The following is a 14879-nucleotide window of genomic DNA, read 5'->3' on the forward strand; positions in this document are numbered from 1 at the left end:
TAATTTAACACTAGAGGTTTTGTTGGCCAATTTAGAAGAGTGTTCTTCTAACATTTCTTTAACAAATTTTTTTGGAGGAAATGACAATGAAGACGCTGATGGGGATATTTATTTTTGTTGGTTTTTTATTTGGCGGCAATGTTGCTTTTGGTTGGAATGAGGCGCCTAGTTTTAACAAAGAAGACCTGTTGGAAAATTTGTTGGAAGCGCCTAGTCTGGAAGAGTCCGAGGAGTTTAAAACCCTTGGCTATCTCAATGACGAGGTGCTTATTGAGATGAAGGTGGATTTAACTAATCACAAAAGAAGCGTGCTTACCCAAGTGGCGGAAACGATTGTAAAGTACATACCCGAAAACCCGCCCGAACACCTGCAAGAGGAAATATTAAAAATGTCGAAAATAGTACAAAGATGTGCCGATATTGAAGACAATATTTGGTTGATAATAAAAATAAGGCGGCTATACGAACAAAAACAAAAGGAAGGCATGCTGGCTGAAAAGCCTCACAAGTTGCAGTAAAATAGCGATATTTTTTTGAACCTTTAGGAGCCCGAATTCTTTTTTAAGAATGAGGGCTCTTTTCTATTTTGCCTTTCTTTTGCTATACTGAAATCACTTCTTTCCAGCGACGGCCGGTATAAGCGCTCACATAGGATATGTGTTGGAGTCAAGCTTTACCGGCCTTCTCTGGACGGAACGAAGCACGAAACAATTTCAAAATATTAAATTGTAAATTCTAAACTATTTTGAATTTTAAAATTAGAATTTATAATTTGTTTCGAATTTCGATATTCGGATTTAGAATTTAATTCACATATGCGTTACGCTTGGGTGAGTTTGGCGGTGGTCGCCCTCTGGTTGTCGGCCATAATGCTGATATTGTCCGACCGGCTGGAGAATCCGAACAATTTTTACGTTTTTACGGTTTTGACCACGGTGGTTATCGCTTACATCGGTTTCCGGTCAAACTAGGTTTAATTTCGTGATGGCAAAGACAAAAACATCCCTGGTTTTAAAAAGGCTGGCGCGGATTTTGTGGGTGGCGCTGGTTGTTTTATTCAAGCGCAAAACGACGCGGCCGCAGAAGTTGCGGCTTTTTTTTGAGATGTCTGGCGGAGCGTTTATAAAGCTCGGGCAGATTTTGGCCGCGCGGCAAGATTTTCTGCCGCCGCGATTTTCCGCCGAGCTGTTAAAGTTGCGCGGTAAGACTTTGCCCGCTCCGTTTTCTGAAATCCAAAATATTTTTGTGGAGGAATCAGGGGAAACTGTTGGTAAATTTTTCTCCGAGTTCGGCGACGAGCCGATAGCTTCCGCTTCCATTGCCCAGGTTTATAAAGCCAAACTCCATAACGGCGAAACGGTGGCGGTCAAAATCCAGCGCCCGGATACGATAAAGGTTTTTGAAACCGATTTTGCCGCGATAAAATTCCTGGCGGCGGTTTATGATTTTTTCAACCCCTCGGTTTTAGTAGGCGCCAGAGAAATAGCCGAAGAATTTATAAAGTGGACGAGAAGCGAGCTTGACTTCAGATACGAAACGGGCAACGCGATAGCATTTTCCCAATACAGCCAGGCGAGGCCGGCCACCGTTATCCCCAAGCATTATCCCCAGTTTTCTTTTCCGAGAGTTGTAGTTCAGGAGTTTATAGATAACGGGTTTTCCGCCGGTGACGCTGATATTTGGAAAGATAAAAAAGACGAGCTGGTTGAGAAAAATATAGAACCAGATATCCTAGCTGAATACCTGACGACAGAAATTTGCCGCCAGTATTTCGTTGATGGGTTTTTCCACGCCGACCCGCATCCGGCCAACATCATTTTTTTGCCGGACAACAGACTGGCTTTTCTTGATTTCGGAATCGTCGCGGAAGCCGAGAAAGAAAACCGCCGCCTATTGCTGAAAATAATCGGCGCTTTTTCCGCCAGGAGCGCGGAAGACGTCGCCGCGCTGATAACGGACACGGCCAAAAATATTTTTAACGGCGAGGTGGACAATTACATCCAGAGCGACATTTTAAAAAGCAGGAAAACGGAAAAATTTTTCGAAGTCATCAAAAACACGATTTTTGAAGATTTTAAAAACGAGATCAAAAGCGTTGTTTCCGCGGTAGTAGAGCCACAGCCGGAAGAAAGCGCCGCCTCCGCCGGAGGAAAGTTTTCCGGAACCGTTTTTAGTCTTTTGAAAGCGATGAAAATGAAGGGAGTTTTGCTGCCTTTGGACGTTTTGCTCTTTCTTCGGTCATTGGCGCTGGTGGAGGAAATTGCTTTGCAAATGTCGCCCTCTTTTGATATAATAAAGGCGTTTAGTTCTTTCTTTGACGAGTTTCCGGCTGAAAAAGTTGAAGATGCGATAAACAACGAAACAAACCGTGAAGAGATTGGCGCTAAAATCCGCTCCGTCAGCGACGATTGGGAAAAGTTTACGGAAGAAGCCGCGGAGCACAAAGAGAACATAAAGGCGTCCAGAGAAAGGGTGATGGAAACCGTTGTTTATTACGCGGAGAAATATCCGGAAGTTTACGAAGCGTTAAAAGAATTAAAGAAAAAGAAAACAATATGAAGTATCCTTGGGTGGCGATAGCGGTGGCGGTGATGTGGTTCGGCTCAACCTACCTTGTCCTTAAGGCCGATCCCGGACTGCTTAATACCTCGCTGGTTCTAATGGTGGCGATTGTCGGCACCGTCGGCGTGGCTTACATCGGCTTTAAAGCGCCGAAGATAAAATAAATCCAAAACCCGAAGCACGAAATACGAAACAATATCTAAATTCTAAATAACAAAATTAAAAACAGTTTAAAATTTGGAATTTAAAAAATTATAATTTGTTTCGGATTTCGATATTCGGATTTCGAATTTAATTTTCTATGTCATTTTTAACCAAAATCATAGGCGATTCCAACAAACGCTTTTTAAAGAAGCTAGAGCCTGTCGTTGCCAAAATAAATGAACTGGAAAAAGATTTTGAAAAACTGTCCGCCGGAGAACTGAAGGCAAAAACGGAGGAGTTTAAAAAACGTCTAGATGAAGGGCAGACGCTGGACGATATTTTGCCGGAAGCGTTCGCGGCCGTTCGCGAAGCGGCCAAAAGAACGCTCAAACAGAGACATTACGACGTCCAGCTTTTGGGCGGCATCGTTTTACATCAGGGTAAAATCGCGGAAATGAAAACGGGAGAGGGTAAAACGCTGGTTGCCACCCTGCCGGCGTATCTTAACGCCTTGACCGGCAAGGGCGTGCACGTGGTGACGGTCAACGATTATCTTTCCCGCAGAGACGCTGTCTGGATGGGGCAGATTTACAACGCGCTGGGATTGAGCGTGGGGTGTATCAATCATGAGGCGAGTTATTTATACGACGCGGAACATACGCAAGCTCAAAGCTCAAAACTTAAAGCTCAAAACGACAACGCAAAACTTAAAACTGAAAATACCGAAGACGGTTTAGATCAAGAAAGGGACACCACGGGCGCGTTCCATGTTGTGCATGAATATCTGCGGCCGTGTTCCAGAAGAGAGGCGTATCTGGCCGACATTACTTACGGCACCAACAACGAGTTCGGATTTGATTATCTGCGCGACAATATTTCCTACGACGTCAATCACTTGTCGCAAAGAGAACATAATTTTGCCATCGTGGACGAGATAGACTCAATTTTGATTGACGAGGCGAGGACGCCGCTAATCATATCCGCTCCGAGCGCCGACTCGGATGAGTTTTACATAATGTTCGCCAAGATCGCCCAGAAGATGGACAATGAGGCGGATTTTAAGGTGGACGAAAAGCATCGGGCGATAACGCTTACGGAACAAGGCATAGAAAAAGCGGAAAAGCTTTTGGGTGTCAGCAATATCTACACGGAAAAAGGGATAAAACACGTCCACCACCTGGAGACGGCCATAAGAGCCAAGGCGCTTTTTCATAAAGACAAAGAGTACGTGGTAAAAAACGGCGAAGTGATAATAGTGGACGAGTTTACCGGCAGAATGATGCCCGGCCGGCGCTGGTCTGAGGGGTTGCATCAGGCGGTTGAGGCCAAAGAGGGCGTATCGGTGCAGAAAGAGTCGCGCACGCTGGCCAGCATAACTTTCCAAAACTATTTCAGATTGTTCAAAAAACTGGCGGGTATGACCGGTACGGCGCTCACCTCGGCGGAAGAATTCCACAAAGTTTACAACCTGGAAACGGTAAACATGCCGACGAACAAACCGTTGGCGAGGATGGACAAAGCCGACCTGGTTTTCCAGACGGAAAAAGGAAAATTCAGCGCCATCGTGGAAAAGGTAAAGGAGCTTCACGGCAAAGGTCAGCCGGTTCTGGTGGGCACAGTTTCCATAGACAAAAACGAATATCTTTCCTCTCTGCTTAAGATAGAAGGCGTGCCGCATAAAGTGCTCAACGCCAAGCATCACGAGGAGGAGGGCGAGATTATCGCCCAGTCCGGCCATAAAGGCGGAGTGACCATCGCCACCAACATGGCAGGCCGAGGCGTGGACATCGTTTTGGGCGGAAATCCGCCGAAAAAAGAAGAGGCGGAGGAGGTAAGGAAACTGGGCGGCCTGTTTGTGCTGGGCACGGAAAGACATGAGGCCAGAAGAATAGACAACCAGTTGAGAGGGCGTTCCGGCAGGCAGGGCGATCCGGGCGAAACGCAGTTTTTTATTTCTTTGGAAGACGACGTGATGAGGATTTTCGGTTCCGATCGGCTCAAGAACTTTATGGGGCGGATGGGTATTCCGGAAAACGAGCCGATAGAAAACAGGATGCTCTCCCGCGCCATAGAATCCGCGCAGTCCAAGATAGAAGGGTTCAACTTTGACACCCGCAAACACCTGCTGGAGTACGACGACGTGCTCAACCACCAAAGGAAAATCATTTACGAAAAACGCAAGAAAATTCTCCACGGCGACAAAAATTTTATAATTGAAGAACTGCGGACGATAATTCCAGAACAAGAAGCGCTGGAAAAAAGAAAAGAAGAATTGGGCGAGGAAAAATTTTTCGGAGTCCAGCGCGCTTTAATGTTGCAGGCGATAGATATGCACTGGGTGGAGCATTTGGAGGCGATGGATTATTTGCGCTCGTCAGTGCGTTTGCGCGCTTACGGCCAGAGGGACCCGCTGGTGGAATACAAAAACGAAGGGTTGAGAATGTTCCGGGATATGGAAGGCGGCATAGACGCCGCTATCGCTGAAATGGCGCTGAAAGTCGGCGAAGATATGCGCCAGCCCAAGGAACAGCAGGTGATTGAAGCTCATCCTTCCGGCGTGGTCATAGGCGACAAACCGAGCCAAAACAGTTCTACTCAAAATAATCCAGCGGCAAACAAAGAAGTCGGCCGCAACGACCCCTGCCCATGCGGAAGCGGGAAGAAATATAAGAAATGTCACGGAGCGTGAGGACTATGGAAAGCCATAAATTATTCAAAGTAAATCAGAATGCGATAATCCGAAATAAAAGTGGAGAAATTCTGATTTTACAGAGAGATGGTAAGTGGATGTTGCCAGGAGGAAGATTGGAAAGCGAGGGCTGGCTGGAAGGATTGAGGCGTGAAATCAGAGAAGAAACAGGAATAGAAAATTTTGAGGTAAAAGAAATTCTAAACGTGGATATGAGCGATAGCGGCGAGACATATATTGTGACTTTCTTGTGCGAGGCAGAGGAGAAGCCCGAAGTTGTTCTAAGCCACGAACATCAAGGATATGCTTGGCTGAAGTTGGAAAATATAGGCAAATTCAAGTTTTGGCATGAGAAGATACGGGAAAGATTGGAAATTATCCTGCGTGCCAGGCAGTAAGGGATAGAAATATCACGGAAAATAATATTTAAAAATTTAAATATTTAAATATCGATGGCTACGGTAGAAAAATTTGAAGATTTGCTCTGCTTCAAAAAGGCGAGAGTGCTGACCCGCGATGTCTATAAATCTTTTAAGGATTGCAGGGATTATGGTTTCAAAGACCAGATCCAAAGAGCGTCGGTTTCGGTTTTGAGCAATATTGCCGAAGGGTTTGAGAGAGGCACCAGGCAGGAATTTCTGAACTATCTTTTTATCGCGAAAGGTTCCGCCGGCGAGGTTCGCGCGCAGTTGTATGTGGCTTTGGATAATCAGTATTTAAATATTGAAACATTTAAATATTTAAACAATCTGGCGCAAGAGTGTTCAAAACTTATTTCAAGTTTTTCGGAAAAAGTGAAAGGTGGCGCTCGCGGCGGCTTGCAATTCAAACCGGCGGAAAAAGCAGACCCCGTTAAAGAAATTATAAAAGCAAACTCGCCCGAATTGTACGAAAGATTTTATGGGAAGTAATCTAAAATCTAAAAAAGTTGTTATTTCCGCCAGTGCATCTCAAATTGAGGCAATTAATAAATGGATAAATTATTGGAAAAATGAGGGACATGAAGTGATTAATTATCCAGTTCAGATAGTGGAAGAAAATTTCCTTAATGTTTGGCCAAACGTCCACAAGGATTTTTATAATTTTTTATCTAAATGTAATATACACTTCATAGCCAATGAAGATAAAAATGGCATAGTTGGTTATATAGGCGCAGGGGTTTTCGCGGAATTATCGTTTTCTATGGGTTTAAATTTTTCAAGAAATGATAAAATAATTATCTATATTAATAAAATGCCTGATTCAAAAAGTATATTTTATGAAGATATAAAGCGATACGTTGATTTGGGATGGGTAAAGTTATTTTCAGGAAAACATTAAAATATGAAACTGCTCCTGACATCAGCCGGAATAAAAAATAAAAAGATAGAGAATGCTTTATTTGACTTGGTTGGTAAAAAACCGGAAGACACCTCTTTGGTTTTTGTTCCTACCGCGTCAAACGTGGAAAAGGGAGATAAGAGTTGGCTTATTGATGATTTAATAAGTTTGAAAGAATTAGGCTTAAAATCAATTGAAATTGCCGATATTTCAGCCGTTGATGAGAAAATATGGAAACCAAGATTTGAGGAAGCCGATATAATTTACTTTGAGGGAGGCAACACTTATCACCTTATGGAATGGATAAACAGATCAGGACTTATAAAAATTTTGCCGGAATTATTAAAGGATAAAGTCTATGTCGGAGTAAGCGCCGGAAGCATGGTGGCCAGTAAGGATTTGGCGCTGGATATATCACATATTATATATAAAGAGGATTTGGATAAGTTTGAAAATATGAAAGGGCTTTGTTTGATAGATTTCTATGTTTTGCCGCATCTTAATTCGCAGTATTTTGACAAGGTTAGGAAAGATTTTATAGGTGAAGCCGTAAAAGGAATGACCGAAAAAATTTATGCCCTTGACGACCAGTCAGCTTTAAAGGTTATTGATGGAAAGGTTGAAGTTGTAAGCGATGGAGAGTGGTTTGAATTTAATTGATGTCTATTGTTACGTTGCACAAGCGGCACTCAATAACAAATGAAATACAACAAACTTGTTCGCGATAAGATTCCGGAAAGGATAAGGAAAAAAGGAGAGGAGTGCAAATTTCGCATTGCCGGTGATGAGGAATATTGGCAGAAACTAAAAGAAAAATTACGGGAAGAAGTTGATGAGTTTAATCAAGACGAAAACATTGAAGAAATTGCCGACATTTTAGAAGTGATTGACGCGATAATAGATTATAAAAATTTTGACCGAAAAGAAATTGAACAGGTGAAGCAAAAGAAAGCGGAAGAGCGCGGAAGATTTAAAGACAGAATTATTCTGGAGGAATCATAAAAACAGAAATAAAAACTCCGTTAAAAAAATGTTACCAAATTTATGCTGGAGCTTAAAAACGGTAACATTTTTTACATGCTGATTTTAATTCATTGTGTGCTATTATTACCCTTATATTTATGGCGAAAGCAAAACTTCCCAAAGATAAATTTTTTGAAAAAGTAAGCAAGTTGGGCGAGGCTCTGACTTACGACGACGTGCGGCTTAAGTCCGGCTACTCCGAGGTGATGCCGGACGGCGTGAATCTGGAGTCCAAATTTTCCAGAAACATTTCTCTTAAAATTCCGGTGGTGAGCGCCGCCATGGACACCGTGACGGAGCATGCCATGGCCGTTGAGATGGCCAAGCTCGGCGGCATCGGCATCATCCATAAAAACCTTGACCCGGACGCGCAGGCGAAAGAAGTTTCCAAAGTGAAGCATTATCTTAACGCGCTTATCGCGGAGCCGGTTTGCGCGCTGGAGAGTCAGACCATCGGAGAAATTATGGAAACGAGGAAAAATGAGGAATACACTTTCCACACTTTTCCTGTTTTAAACGAGGCAGGCAAGCTCGCTGGAATCATTACGGAAAATGATTTTGATTTTTGCGCCGATTCTATGGTTAAAATCGGGGAGATAATGACAAAGAAGGTAATTACCGCCGGCCCCAAAACAAGCGCCGCCGAGGCTTATGAAATTATGTCCAAAAACAAAAAGAAGGCCCTGCCGCTGGTGGATAAAGACGGAAAGGTTTTAGGGATGTATGTTTTCAGAGACGTTAAAAGAGTGGTGCTGAAAAACCCGTCCGGGTACAACCTGGACAACAAAGGAAGATTAAGGGTGGGAGCGGCCATTGGAGTAAACGATTTTGATCGACTGGAAAAGCTTTTGCGCGCCGGGCTGGACGTGGCGGTGATAGACACCGCCCACGGCGACAGCAAACCGGTGATAGACACGCTGAAGAAAATAAAAAAGAAATACGAAATTGACGTGGTGGTCGGCAACGTGTCGGAGGCGGATTCCGCCAAACGGCTGGCCGAGGCGGGGGCGGACGGCATAAAAGTCGGGCAGGGGCCGGGTTCAATCTGCACCACCAGAATAATCGCCGGCATCGGCTCGCCCCAGGTGAGCGCCGTTTATAATTGCGCCAAGGCGGCGGAAAAATATCGGGTGCCGGTTTGCGCTGACGGCGGGCTCAAATATTCCGGCGACATTCCCATCGCCATAGGCGCCGGAGCTCACAGCGTAATGATGGGCAGCATGCTGGCGGGCGCCAAAGAAGCGCCGGGCGATCTTATCTTCAAAGACGGGCGGCAGTGGAAATATTACCGGGGAATGGGTTCCATTGGCGCGATGGAAGCCAACAAAGGCTCCAGAGAAAGGTATAACCAAACCTCATCCGGCAAAAGCGAGCTGATAGCCGAAGGCGTGGAGGGGTTGAAGCCGTACAAGGGCGAACTGGCCCAGGTCATATTCCAATACATCGGCGGGTTGAAACGGGGAATGGGCTACGTGGGCGCCAAGGATATTGAGTCGCTAAGGCGAAAAGCGGACTTTGTGAAGATAACCGGCGCCGGCAAAGACGAATCTCATCCGCACGACATTTTCATCACTAAAGAAGCGCCGAATTATCAGGTGGCGGAATGATGGCAATGATTGAATCTTTCAAAGAAAAGGTTTTGCGGGTGGTTAAGGGCATTAAAAAAGGCCAGACGATGACGTACAAGCAGGTGGCCGAGGCGGCCGGTTCACCGCGGGCTTTCAGAGCCGTCGGCAATATTTTGAACAAAAATTACGACCAGAAAATTCCGTGCCATCGGGTTGTCCGTTCCGACGGGACAATCGGCGGATACAATCGCGGAAAGAAATTGAAAATGAAAATACTAAATGAAGAAAATAATAGTGCTTAATTCTTGGCATTGGATTATAATTAAATTGTACAGATAATTTTTATATGAAAGAAAACTTTGAGGAAAAAAATAATCAATTGTCCAAGCAAGAACAAGATAAGGGCAATCCGAAAAACGCTGTCAGTTACCAAAACAGGTTTGCCGGTCTTATGGAGGAAGAAATCATGAAAGAAAAGCGGAAAATTGAAACTATAATTAAAGAAAGCGAAAAAATTAAGGAAGAAGCGGACAAATTATTCAATAAAGATAAATGAACGTTATTTCACAGCCGGTCTTGCGTCCGGCTTCTTTTTTGCTATATTGGAAGTTAATAGCTTCTTAACAATTTATTTTATTAATTTTTGAGAAAGGAAAGGTGGGAGCGAATAGAAGAAAGAAAAGAAAAGGAGGAGGAGGGAAATAAAAATAATGTATCTTATTTTGGGAGGTTTTTATTTCTTCAAAGGGGTTAATATGATAAGCACGTTGTTGGTACCGCCAGAAAGGCGGAAAGAAACTTTAATGGAAGTAGGGCATAAGGGGAGGTCGGGCAATCGTTTTATTTTGGCACTAGGTGATTGTTCAGAAATAAATAGCACGGTTCACAAGATGGGTTATGTTAATAAGCTTGACCCCAAGATCATAAGCGAAATGGGTGTGAAATTTTTTTATCAGGATATAGTTTTGAATCAGCCCCGTTTTGTGAACAAAGAGGAAAACATGGGAATTATGTTCTCACGCGTAAATGATTTGGTGTTGGAGGTGTTTGGTCAATATGATCGCTTAATGTCCATTTGGTTTTTGTGTAATCTGTTCCAGCGCGGGAAGATTTTTTGCATGAATTGCAGGCGGCCTGATGACAGGTGCCAACTCGGGTTGTTTCTGGCTTTTTTAAGGGATGTAACAAGGAAAAAGGAAAGGGGAAAAGTAAAAAATGGGGAAAAAGACGGCAAATAAAAAAGTGGTAAGTAATGATGTAAAGCATTATTGTGTCGGGTGCGGAGAAAAGCCGCTCATTGGTGAAGACGAAAATAAATGGGGAAGCAAAACGATATTTGTCTCAACGCCATGCGAAATACACGCGCCAAAGGACAAGGAATTTGAACTGGTCGATTCTGGCTCAGTAAGGGTGCACAACAAAATTTTCCCAAGGGTTAGCCACATATTCAGACAACCCACACTCTCTCCTACCCTAGGTTAAAGGATAAAAATAAATAAAAAAAATATTAGGCAATACTTAAAGCCCTCGTGTCGTGTTGGAGGAACACGCGCGAGGGCTCCTTTTTTTTCAAAAAAATGCTATCATAATTTCAATGAGCAAAAATGTCAAAAAATTCCTAGACGTTACCGCTCCGGGTAAAAAATCCGAGCGCGGGCATTTGCATCCGCTGACACAGGTTACGGAAAGGGCGTGCGACATTTTCCAATCAATGGGCTTTGAGATCGCCGATGGGCCGGAATTGGAAAACGAGTTTTATAATTTTGACGCTCTAAATATCCCCAAAGACCATCCGGCGCGGGCGATGTGGGACACTTTCTGGCTGAAAGACAGCCAGAAAATATTAAATCTAAAATCTAAAATCTCAAACCTGTCTGCCGACAGGCAAGATCTGAAACAAGAGGAAAGGTTTTTGATGAGGACGCATACGTCAAATGTCCAGATAAGATACATGGAAACGCATAATCCGCCGTTTCGGATTATCGCGCCGGGCAGAGTGTTCCGTTATGAGGCCACTGACGCCACGCACGAGATACAATTTTACCAACTGGAAGCTCTGATGATAGACAAAAAAACCAATCTCGCAAATCTCAAGGCGGTGATAAAAATTTTTCTTCAAAGATTTTTCAACGACGATAAAATTGAGGTTCGTTTCCGCCCGAGCTACTTTCCGTTCGTTGAACCCGGAGTGGAAATAGACATGAAGTTTAAAGACAAATGGCTGGAGATAGGCGGGGCGGGGATGGTCCACCCGAAAGTTTTAGAAAGCGTAAAATTGGAAGGGCAAGGCTGGCAAGGATTCGCTTTCGGCATGGGCTTGGACAGGCTGGCGATGATAAAATACAAAATTGACGACGTGCGTTTGTTTTACTCGGGAGATTTAAGGTTTATTAGACAATTTTAGTTATGCAAATTAGTTATTCTTGGCTGCAATCATATTTTGAAAAAAAACTGCCCAAACCGGACGAGCTGGCGGAAATTTTGACCATGCATTCGCAGGAGGTGGAAAGCGTGGAGGAAAAAGACGGCGATTTTGTTTTTAACGTCAAAGTTACGCCGGACAGGGCGTACGATTATGTTGACTATTTTGGCGTTATAAGAGACATTGCCGCCGCTTTGAAGTTGGACGCGAAAATAAATCTTCCCGAACCGAAAGAACGGGAAATTATTCCGGTTAAGATCGCTGATTTTGAGAAAATACTGGGGGTAAAAATTCCGGAAAAAGAAATAACGGAAATATTAATCCGGCTGGGGATGGAGGTAAAACAAAAAGACGATACTCTTTTTGTCGGCGTTCCGTCGGAAAGACCTGATTTGAAAATCAAAGAGGATGTGATTGAAGAAGCGGCCAGAATTTACGGCTACGATAAAATAGAAGAAAAAGCGCCAGAGGCTCTTTTGACGCTGCCGGAAAGAAACGACAGCCGTTTTTTCGCCGCCGCGGTAAGAAATATTCTGGTTGGTTTGGGATTTTCCGAAGTTTACAGCTATTCTTTTGTCAAAAAAGGCGAGCTTGAGCTGCAAAACCCCATTGCAAAAGACAAAAAGTTTCTAAGAATCAATCTCACGGACGGACTTTTGGAAACCGTAAAAAACAACACAAAATATTTTAAGGATATAAAATTATTTGAGATCGGGAAAATTTTCCCTAAAGAAGGGGAGACTCTTTCGCTGGCGGCGGCTTCAAACAAAGCCGACTTTTACGAAATGAAGGGCGCGGTTGACGCCGTTTTGGAAGGTTTGGGCATAACCGATTTTTATTACGAAACGTCGGAAGACGGCGTGGCGGATATAAGAGTAGGCAACACCGATATCGGCGTTGTTAATCATAATCACCTTGAGCTCAATTTGGACGAGTTGGTAAAATTGGCCGACGAGGAGGCGGAATATCGGCCTATCTCCAAATATCCGGCCGTTGTCAGAGATATAGCCGTTTTCGCGCCGATAGACACTAAGGTGATCCAGGTGGAAGACGTTATCCAAAACGCCGCCGGAGAATTGCTGCAAGACGACGACCTTTTTGATATTTATGAAAACGACGAAAGAAAAAGTCTGGCTTTCCATCTGATTTTCCAATCGCCGGACAAAACCCTTACCGACACGGAAGTCAACGAGATAATGGAAAAAATTTTTGCGGCCGTTGAAGCCAATCCGGATTGGGAGGTAAGAAAATAAAAAATCTCTTTTTATGCACAGAAAGTGTTGGAAAACGCGATTTTTTATGCTAAACTGACATTAGTTATGGCTAGCGAAAATACTAAGGAAAATAAGGATAAAAAGCCTAAAGAACACTATACAGCCGATGATATTTACGTGCTGGAAGGGCTGGAGCCGGTGCGCAAAAGGCCGGGTATGTACATCGGTTCCACCGGCATAGACGGCCTGCATCATCTGGTTTGGGAAATTTTTGACAACTCCCGCGACGAGGCCATGGGCGGCCACGCCAACGAGATAGAAGTGGCGATTTTGCCGGGCGAGAGAATCAGGGTGGCCGACAACGGCCGGGGTATACCGGTGGACATTCACAAACACACCGGCGTTTCCGCTTTGGAAACGGTTATGACCACGCTCCATGCCGGCGGCAAGTTTGGCGGAGAATCTTATAAAATTGCCGGCGGTTTGCACGGTGTCGGCGCCTCCGTCGTTAACGCTCTTTCCACCTGGTTGAAAGCCGAGGTGCACCAAAACGGCGGCAAATATATCCAGGAATATGAAATGGGAAAGCCGAAGGCAAAGGTTAAGAAAATCGGCTCGTCTGATTTTCGCGGCACGGTGGTGACCTTTGAACCGGATCCTAAAATATTTTCCGAAACAAAGTTCAATTATGACACGATTTTAAATCATCTCCGCCAGCAGGCGTATCTCGTCAAGGGTTTGAGAATAAGAGTGATGGATTTGCGCGATTACGCCGAAAAAATTGACGATTCAAAAATTCTTTATCTTGATTCGCTCAAACTGCCGGTGGAATCTTACACCTTTTATTTTGAAGGCGGTTTGATGTCTTTGGTGCGTTATCTAAACGAAGGAGAAAAGCCTATTCACGACAAAGTTTTTTACGCGGAAAAAGAGGCGCAGGGGATAATGGTGGAGTGCGCTTTGCAGTACATAGAAGAAATAGACACCAGAGAAACCAGCTTCGCCAACAACATCAAAACGCCGGACGGCGGCATGCATCTGACGGGCTTTAGAACGGCGCTTACCCGCACCATCAACGACTACGCCCGCAAAAACAATCTCATCAAAGAGGCGGAGGAAAATTTTACCGGCGAGGACGTGCGGGAGGGTCTGACTATTGTTATATCGGTCAAATTAAGAGAACCGCAATTTGAAGGGCAGACCAAAGCAAAATTGGGCAATCCAGAAGCCAGAACAGCGGTGGAAACGGTTTTCGGCGAATCGTTCGCTTTTTATTTGGAAGAAAATCCGGACGACGCCAGAGCTATAGTTTCCAAAGTTGTCTTGGCGTTGAAAGCCAGAAAAGCCGCCAAGGCTGCCAAAGAGAGTATTTTAAGGAAAGGAATTTTGGAAGGGCTGACCCTTCCGGGCAAGCTGGCCGATTGCCAATCCAAAGACGCGGAGGAGTCGGAGCTGTTCATCGTGGAGGGAGATTCCGCCGGCGGTTCCGGCAAGCAGGGGCGGGACAGGAGATTCCAGGCTGTTTTGCCGCTCAAAGGCAAGATTCTCAACGTGGAGAAAACCAGCATAGACAAGATGCTGGCGTTTAAGGAAATCAAAGCTCTGGTGATAGCTTTGGGCGCCGCCATCGCCGACGAGTTTGACCTGTCCAAACTTCGTTATCATAAAATAATCATCGCCACCGATGCCGACGTGGACGGCGCGCACATCACCACGCTTTTGCTCACCCTGTTCTTCCGGCATTACCGGCCGGTTATAGATCAGGGATATTTGTACATCGCTCAGCCGCCGCTTTATAAAATTTTCAAAGGCAAAGACATTTTGTACGCCTACAACGATGCGGAAAAAAGCAAGCTGATGAAGGGCAAAGAAAATTACACCGTCCAGCGCTACAAAGGCTTGGGAGAAATGAATCCGGGCGAGCTTTGGGAGACGAC

The 14879-nt window shown here is 44.5% G+C and carries 18 protein-coding genes; all 18 read left to right on the forward strand.

The genetic code is table 11. From position 1 onward, the window contains the following. The first annotated feature begins 86 nt into the window (after positions 1-86). Positions 87-518, forward strand: a complete 432-nt coding sequence (locus HUT38_03090) for a hypothetical protein (protein ID NUQ57442.1) — start codon at positions 87-89, stop codon at positions 516-518. A gap of 297 nt (positions 519-815) precedes the next feature. After that, positions 816-971, forward strand: a complete 156-nt coding sequence (locus HUT38_03095; protein ID NUQ57443.1) for a hypothetical protein — start codon at positions 816-818, stop codon at positions 969-971. A 13-nt stretch (positions 972-984) separates the two neighbouring features. Continuing rightward, entirely contained in the window at positions 985-2559 is a 1575-nt protein-coding gene (locus HUT38_03100; protein NUQ57444.1) for an AarF/ABC1/UbiB kinase family protein, read from the forward strand. Beyond that, positions 2556-2726, forward strand: coding sequence for a hypothetical protein (locus HUT38_03105; protein NUQ57445.1), 171 nt, complete (start codon positions 2556-2558; stop codon positions 2724-2726). The genes HUT38_03100 and HUT38_03105 overlap by 4 nt, the downstream gene beginning before the upstream one ends. 137 nt (positions 2727-2863) lie before the next feature. Then, on the forward strand, positions 2864-5395 hold the full coding sequence (gene secA, locus HUT38_03110; GenBank protein ID NUQ57446.1) for a preprotein translocase subunit SecA: 2532 nt from the start codon (positions 2864-2866) through the stop codon (positions 5393-5395). A gap of 5 nt (positions 5396-5400) precedes the next feature. Continuing rightward, on the forward strand, positions 5401-5793 hold the full coding sequence (locus HUT38_03115) for an NUDIX domain-containing protein (GenBank protein NUQ57447.1): 393 nt from the start codon (positions 5401-5403) through the stop codon (positions 5791-5793). Between the two features lie 54 nt (positions 5794-5847). After that, positions 5848-6306, forward strand: a complete 459-nt coding sequence (locus HUT38_03120; GenBank protein NUQ57448.1) for a four helix bundle protein — start codon at positions 5848-5850, stop codon at positions 6304-6306. Further along, entirely contained in the window at positions 6296-6715 is a 420-nt protein-coding gene (locus HUT38_03125; GenBank protein ID NUQ57449.1) for a hypothetical protein, read from the forward strand. The genes HUT38_03120 and HUT38_03125 overlap by 11 nt, the downstream gene beginning before the upstream one ends. A gap of 3 nt (positions 6716-6718) precedes the next feature. After that, on the forward strand, positions 6719-7375 hold the full coding sequence (locus HUT38_03130; protein ID NUQ57450.1) for a Type 1 glutamine amidotransferase-like domain-containing protein: 657 nt from the start codon (positions 6719-6721) through the stop codon (positions 7373-7375). Positions 7376-7414: 39 nt separating this feature from the next. After that, positions 7415-7717, forward strand: coding sequence for a nucleoside triphosphate pyrophosphohydrolase (locus HUT38_03135; GenBank protein ID NUQ57451.1), 303 nt, complete (start codon positions 7415-7417; stop codon positions 7715-7717). Positions 7718-7836: 119 nt separating this feature from the next. Beyond that, positions 7837-9345: an IMP dehydrogenase gene (guaB, locus tag HUT38_03140; GenBank protein NUQ57452.1), complete on the forward strand. Its 1509-nt coding sequence runs from the start codon at positions 7837-7839 to the stop codon at positions 9343-9345. Between the two features lie 5 nt (positions 9346-9350). Continuing rightward, complete coding sequence (locus HUT38_03145; GenBank protein NUQ57453.1) at positions 9351-9608, forward strand: MGMT family protein; 258 nt, start codon at positions 9351-9353, stop codon at positions 9606-9608. 44 nt (positions 9609-9652) lie between these two features. Then, complete coding sequence (locus tag HUT38_03150) at positions 9653-9862, forward strand: hypothetical protein (GenBank protein ID NUQ57454.1); 210 nt, start codon at positions 9653-9655, stop codon at positions 9860-9862. Positions 9863-10016: 154 nt separating this feature from the next. Next, on the forward strand, positions 10017-10544 hold the full coding sequence (locus HUT38_03155; protein NUQ57455.1) for a hypothetical protein: 528 nt from the start codon (positions 10017-10019) through the stop codon (positions 10542-10544). Then, a complete protein-coding gene (locus tag HUT38_03160; GenBank protein NUQ57456.1) occupies positions 10522-10788 on the forward strand; it encodes a hypothetical protein in 267 nt (88 codons plus the stop codon). Before HUT38_03155 ends, HUT38_03160 begins: the two co-directional genes overlap by 23 nt. Positions 10789-10900: 112 nt before the next feature. Then, complete coding sequence (pheS, locus tag HUT38_03165; protein ID NUQ57457.1) at positions 10901-11710, forward strand: phenylalanine--tRNA ligase subunit alpha; 810 nt, start codon at positions 10901-10903, stop codon at positions 11708-11710. 2 nt (positions 11711-11712) lie between these two features. Further along, positions 11713-12981 (forward strand): hypothetical protein, encoded by a 1269-nt coding sequence (locus HUT38_03170; protein ID NUQ57458.1) that lies wholly within the window; start codon positions 11713-11715, stop codon positions 12979-12981. Between the two features lie 66 nt (positions 12982-13047). Next, on the forward strand, positions 13048-14879 hold a 1832-nt coding region (locus HUT38_03175; GenBank protein ID NUQ57459.1), incomplete at its 3' end, for a DNA gyrase subunit B.

It is taken from the genome of Candidatus Paceibacter sp. (genome assembly GCA_013360865.1).
Lineage (GTDB): Bacteria > Patescibacteriota > Minisyncoccia > UBA9983 > UBA9983 > SURF-57.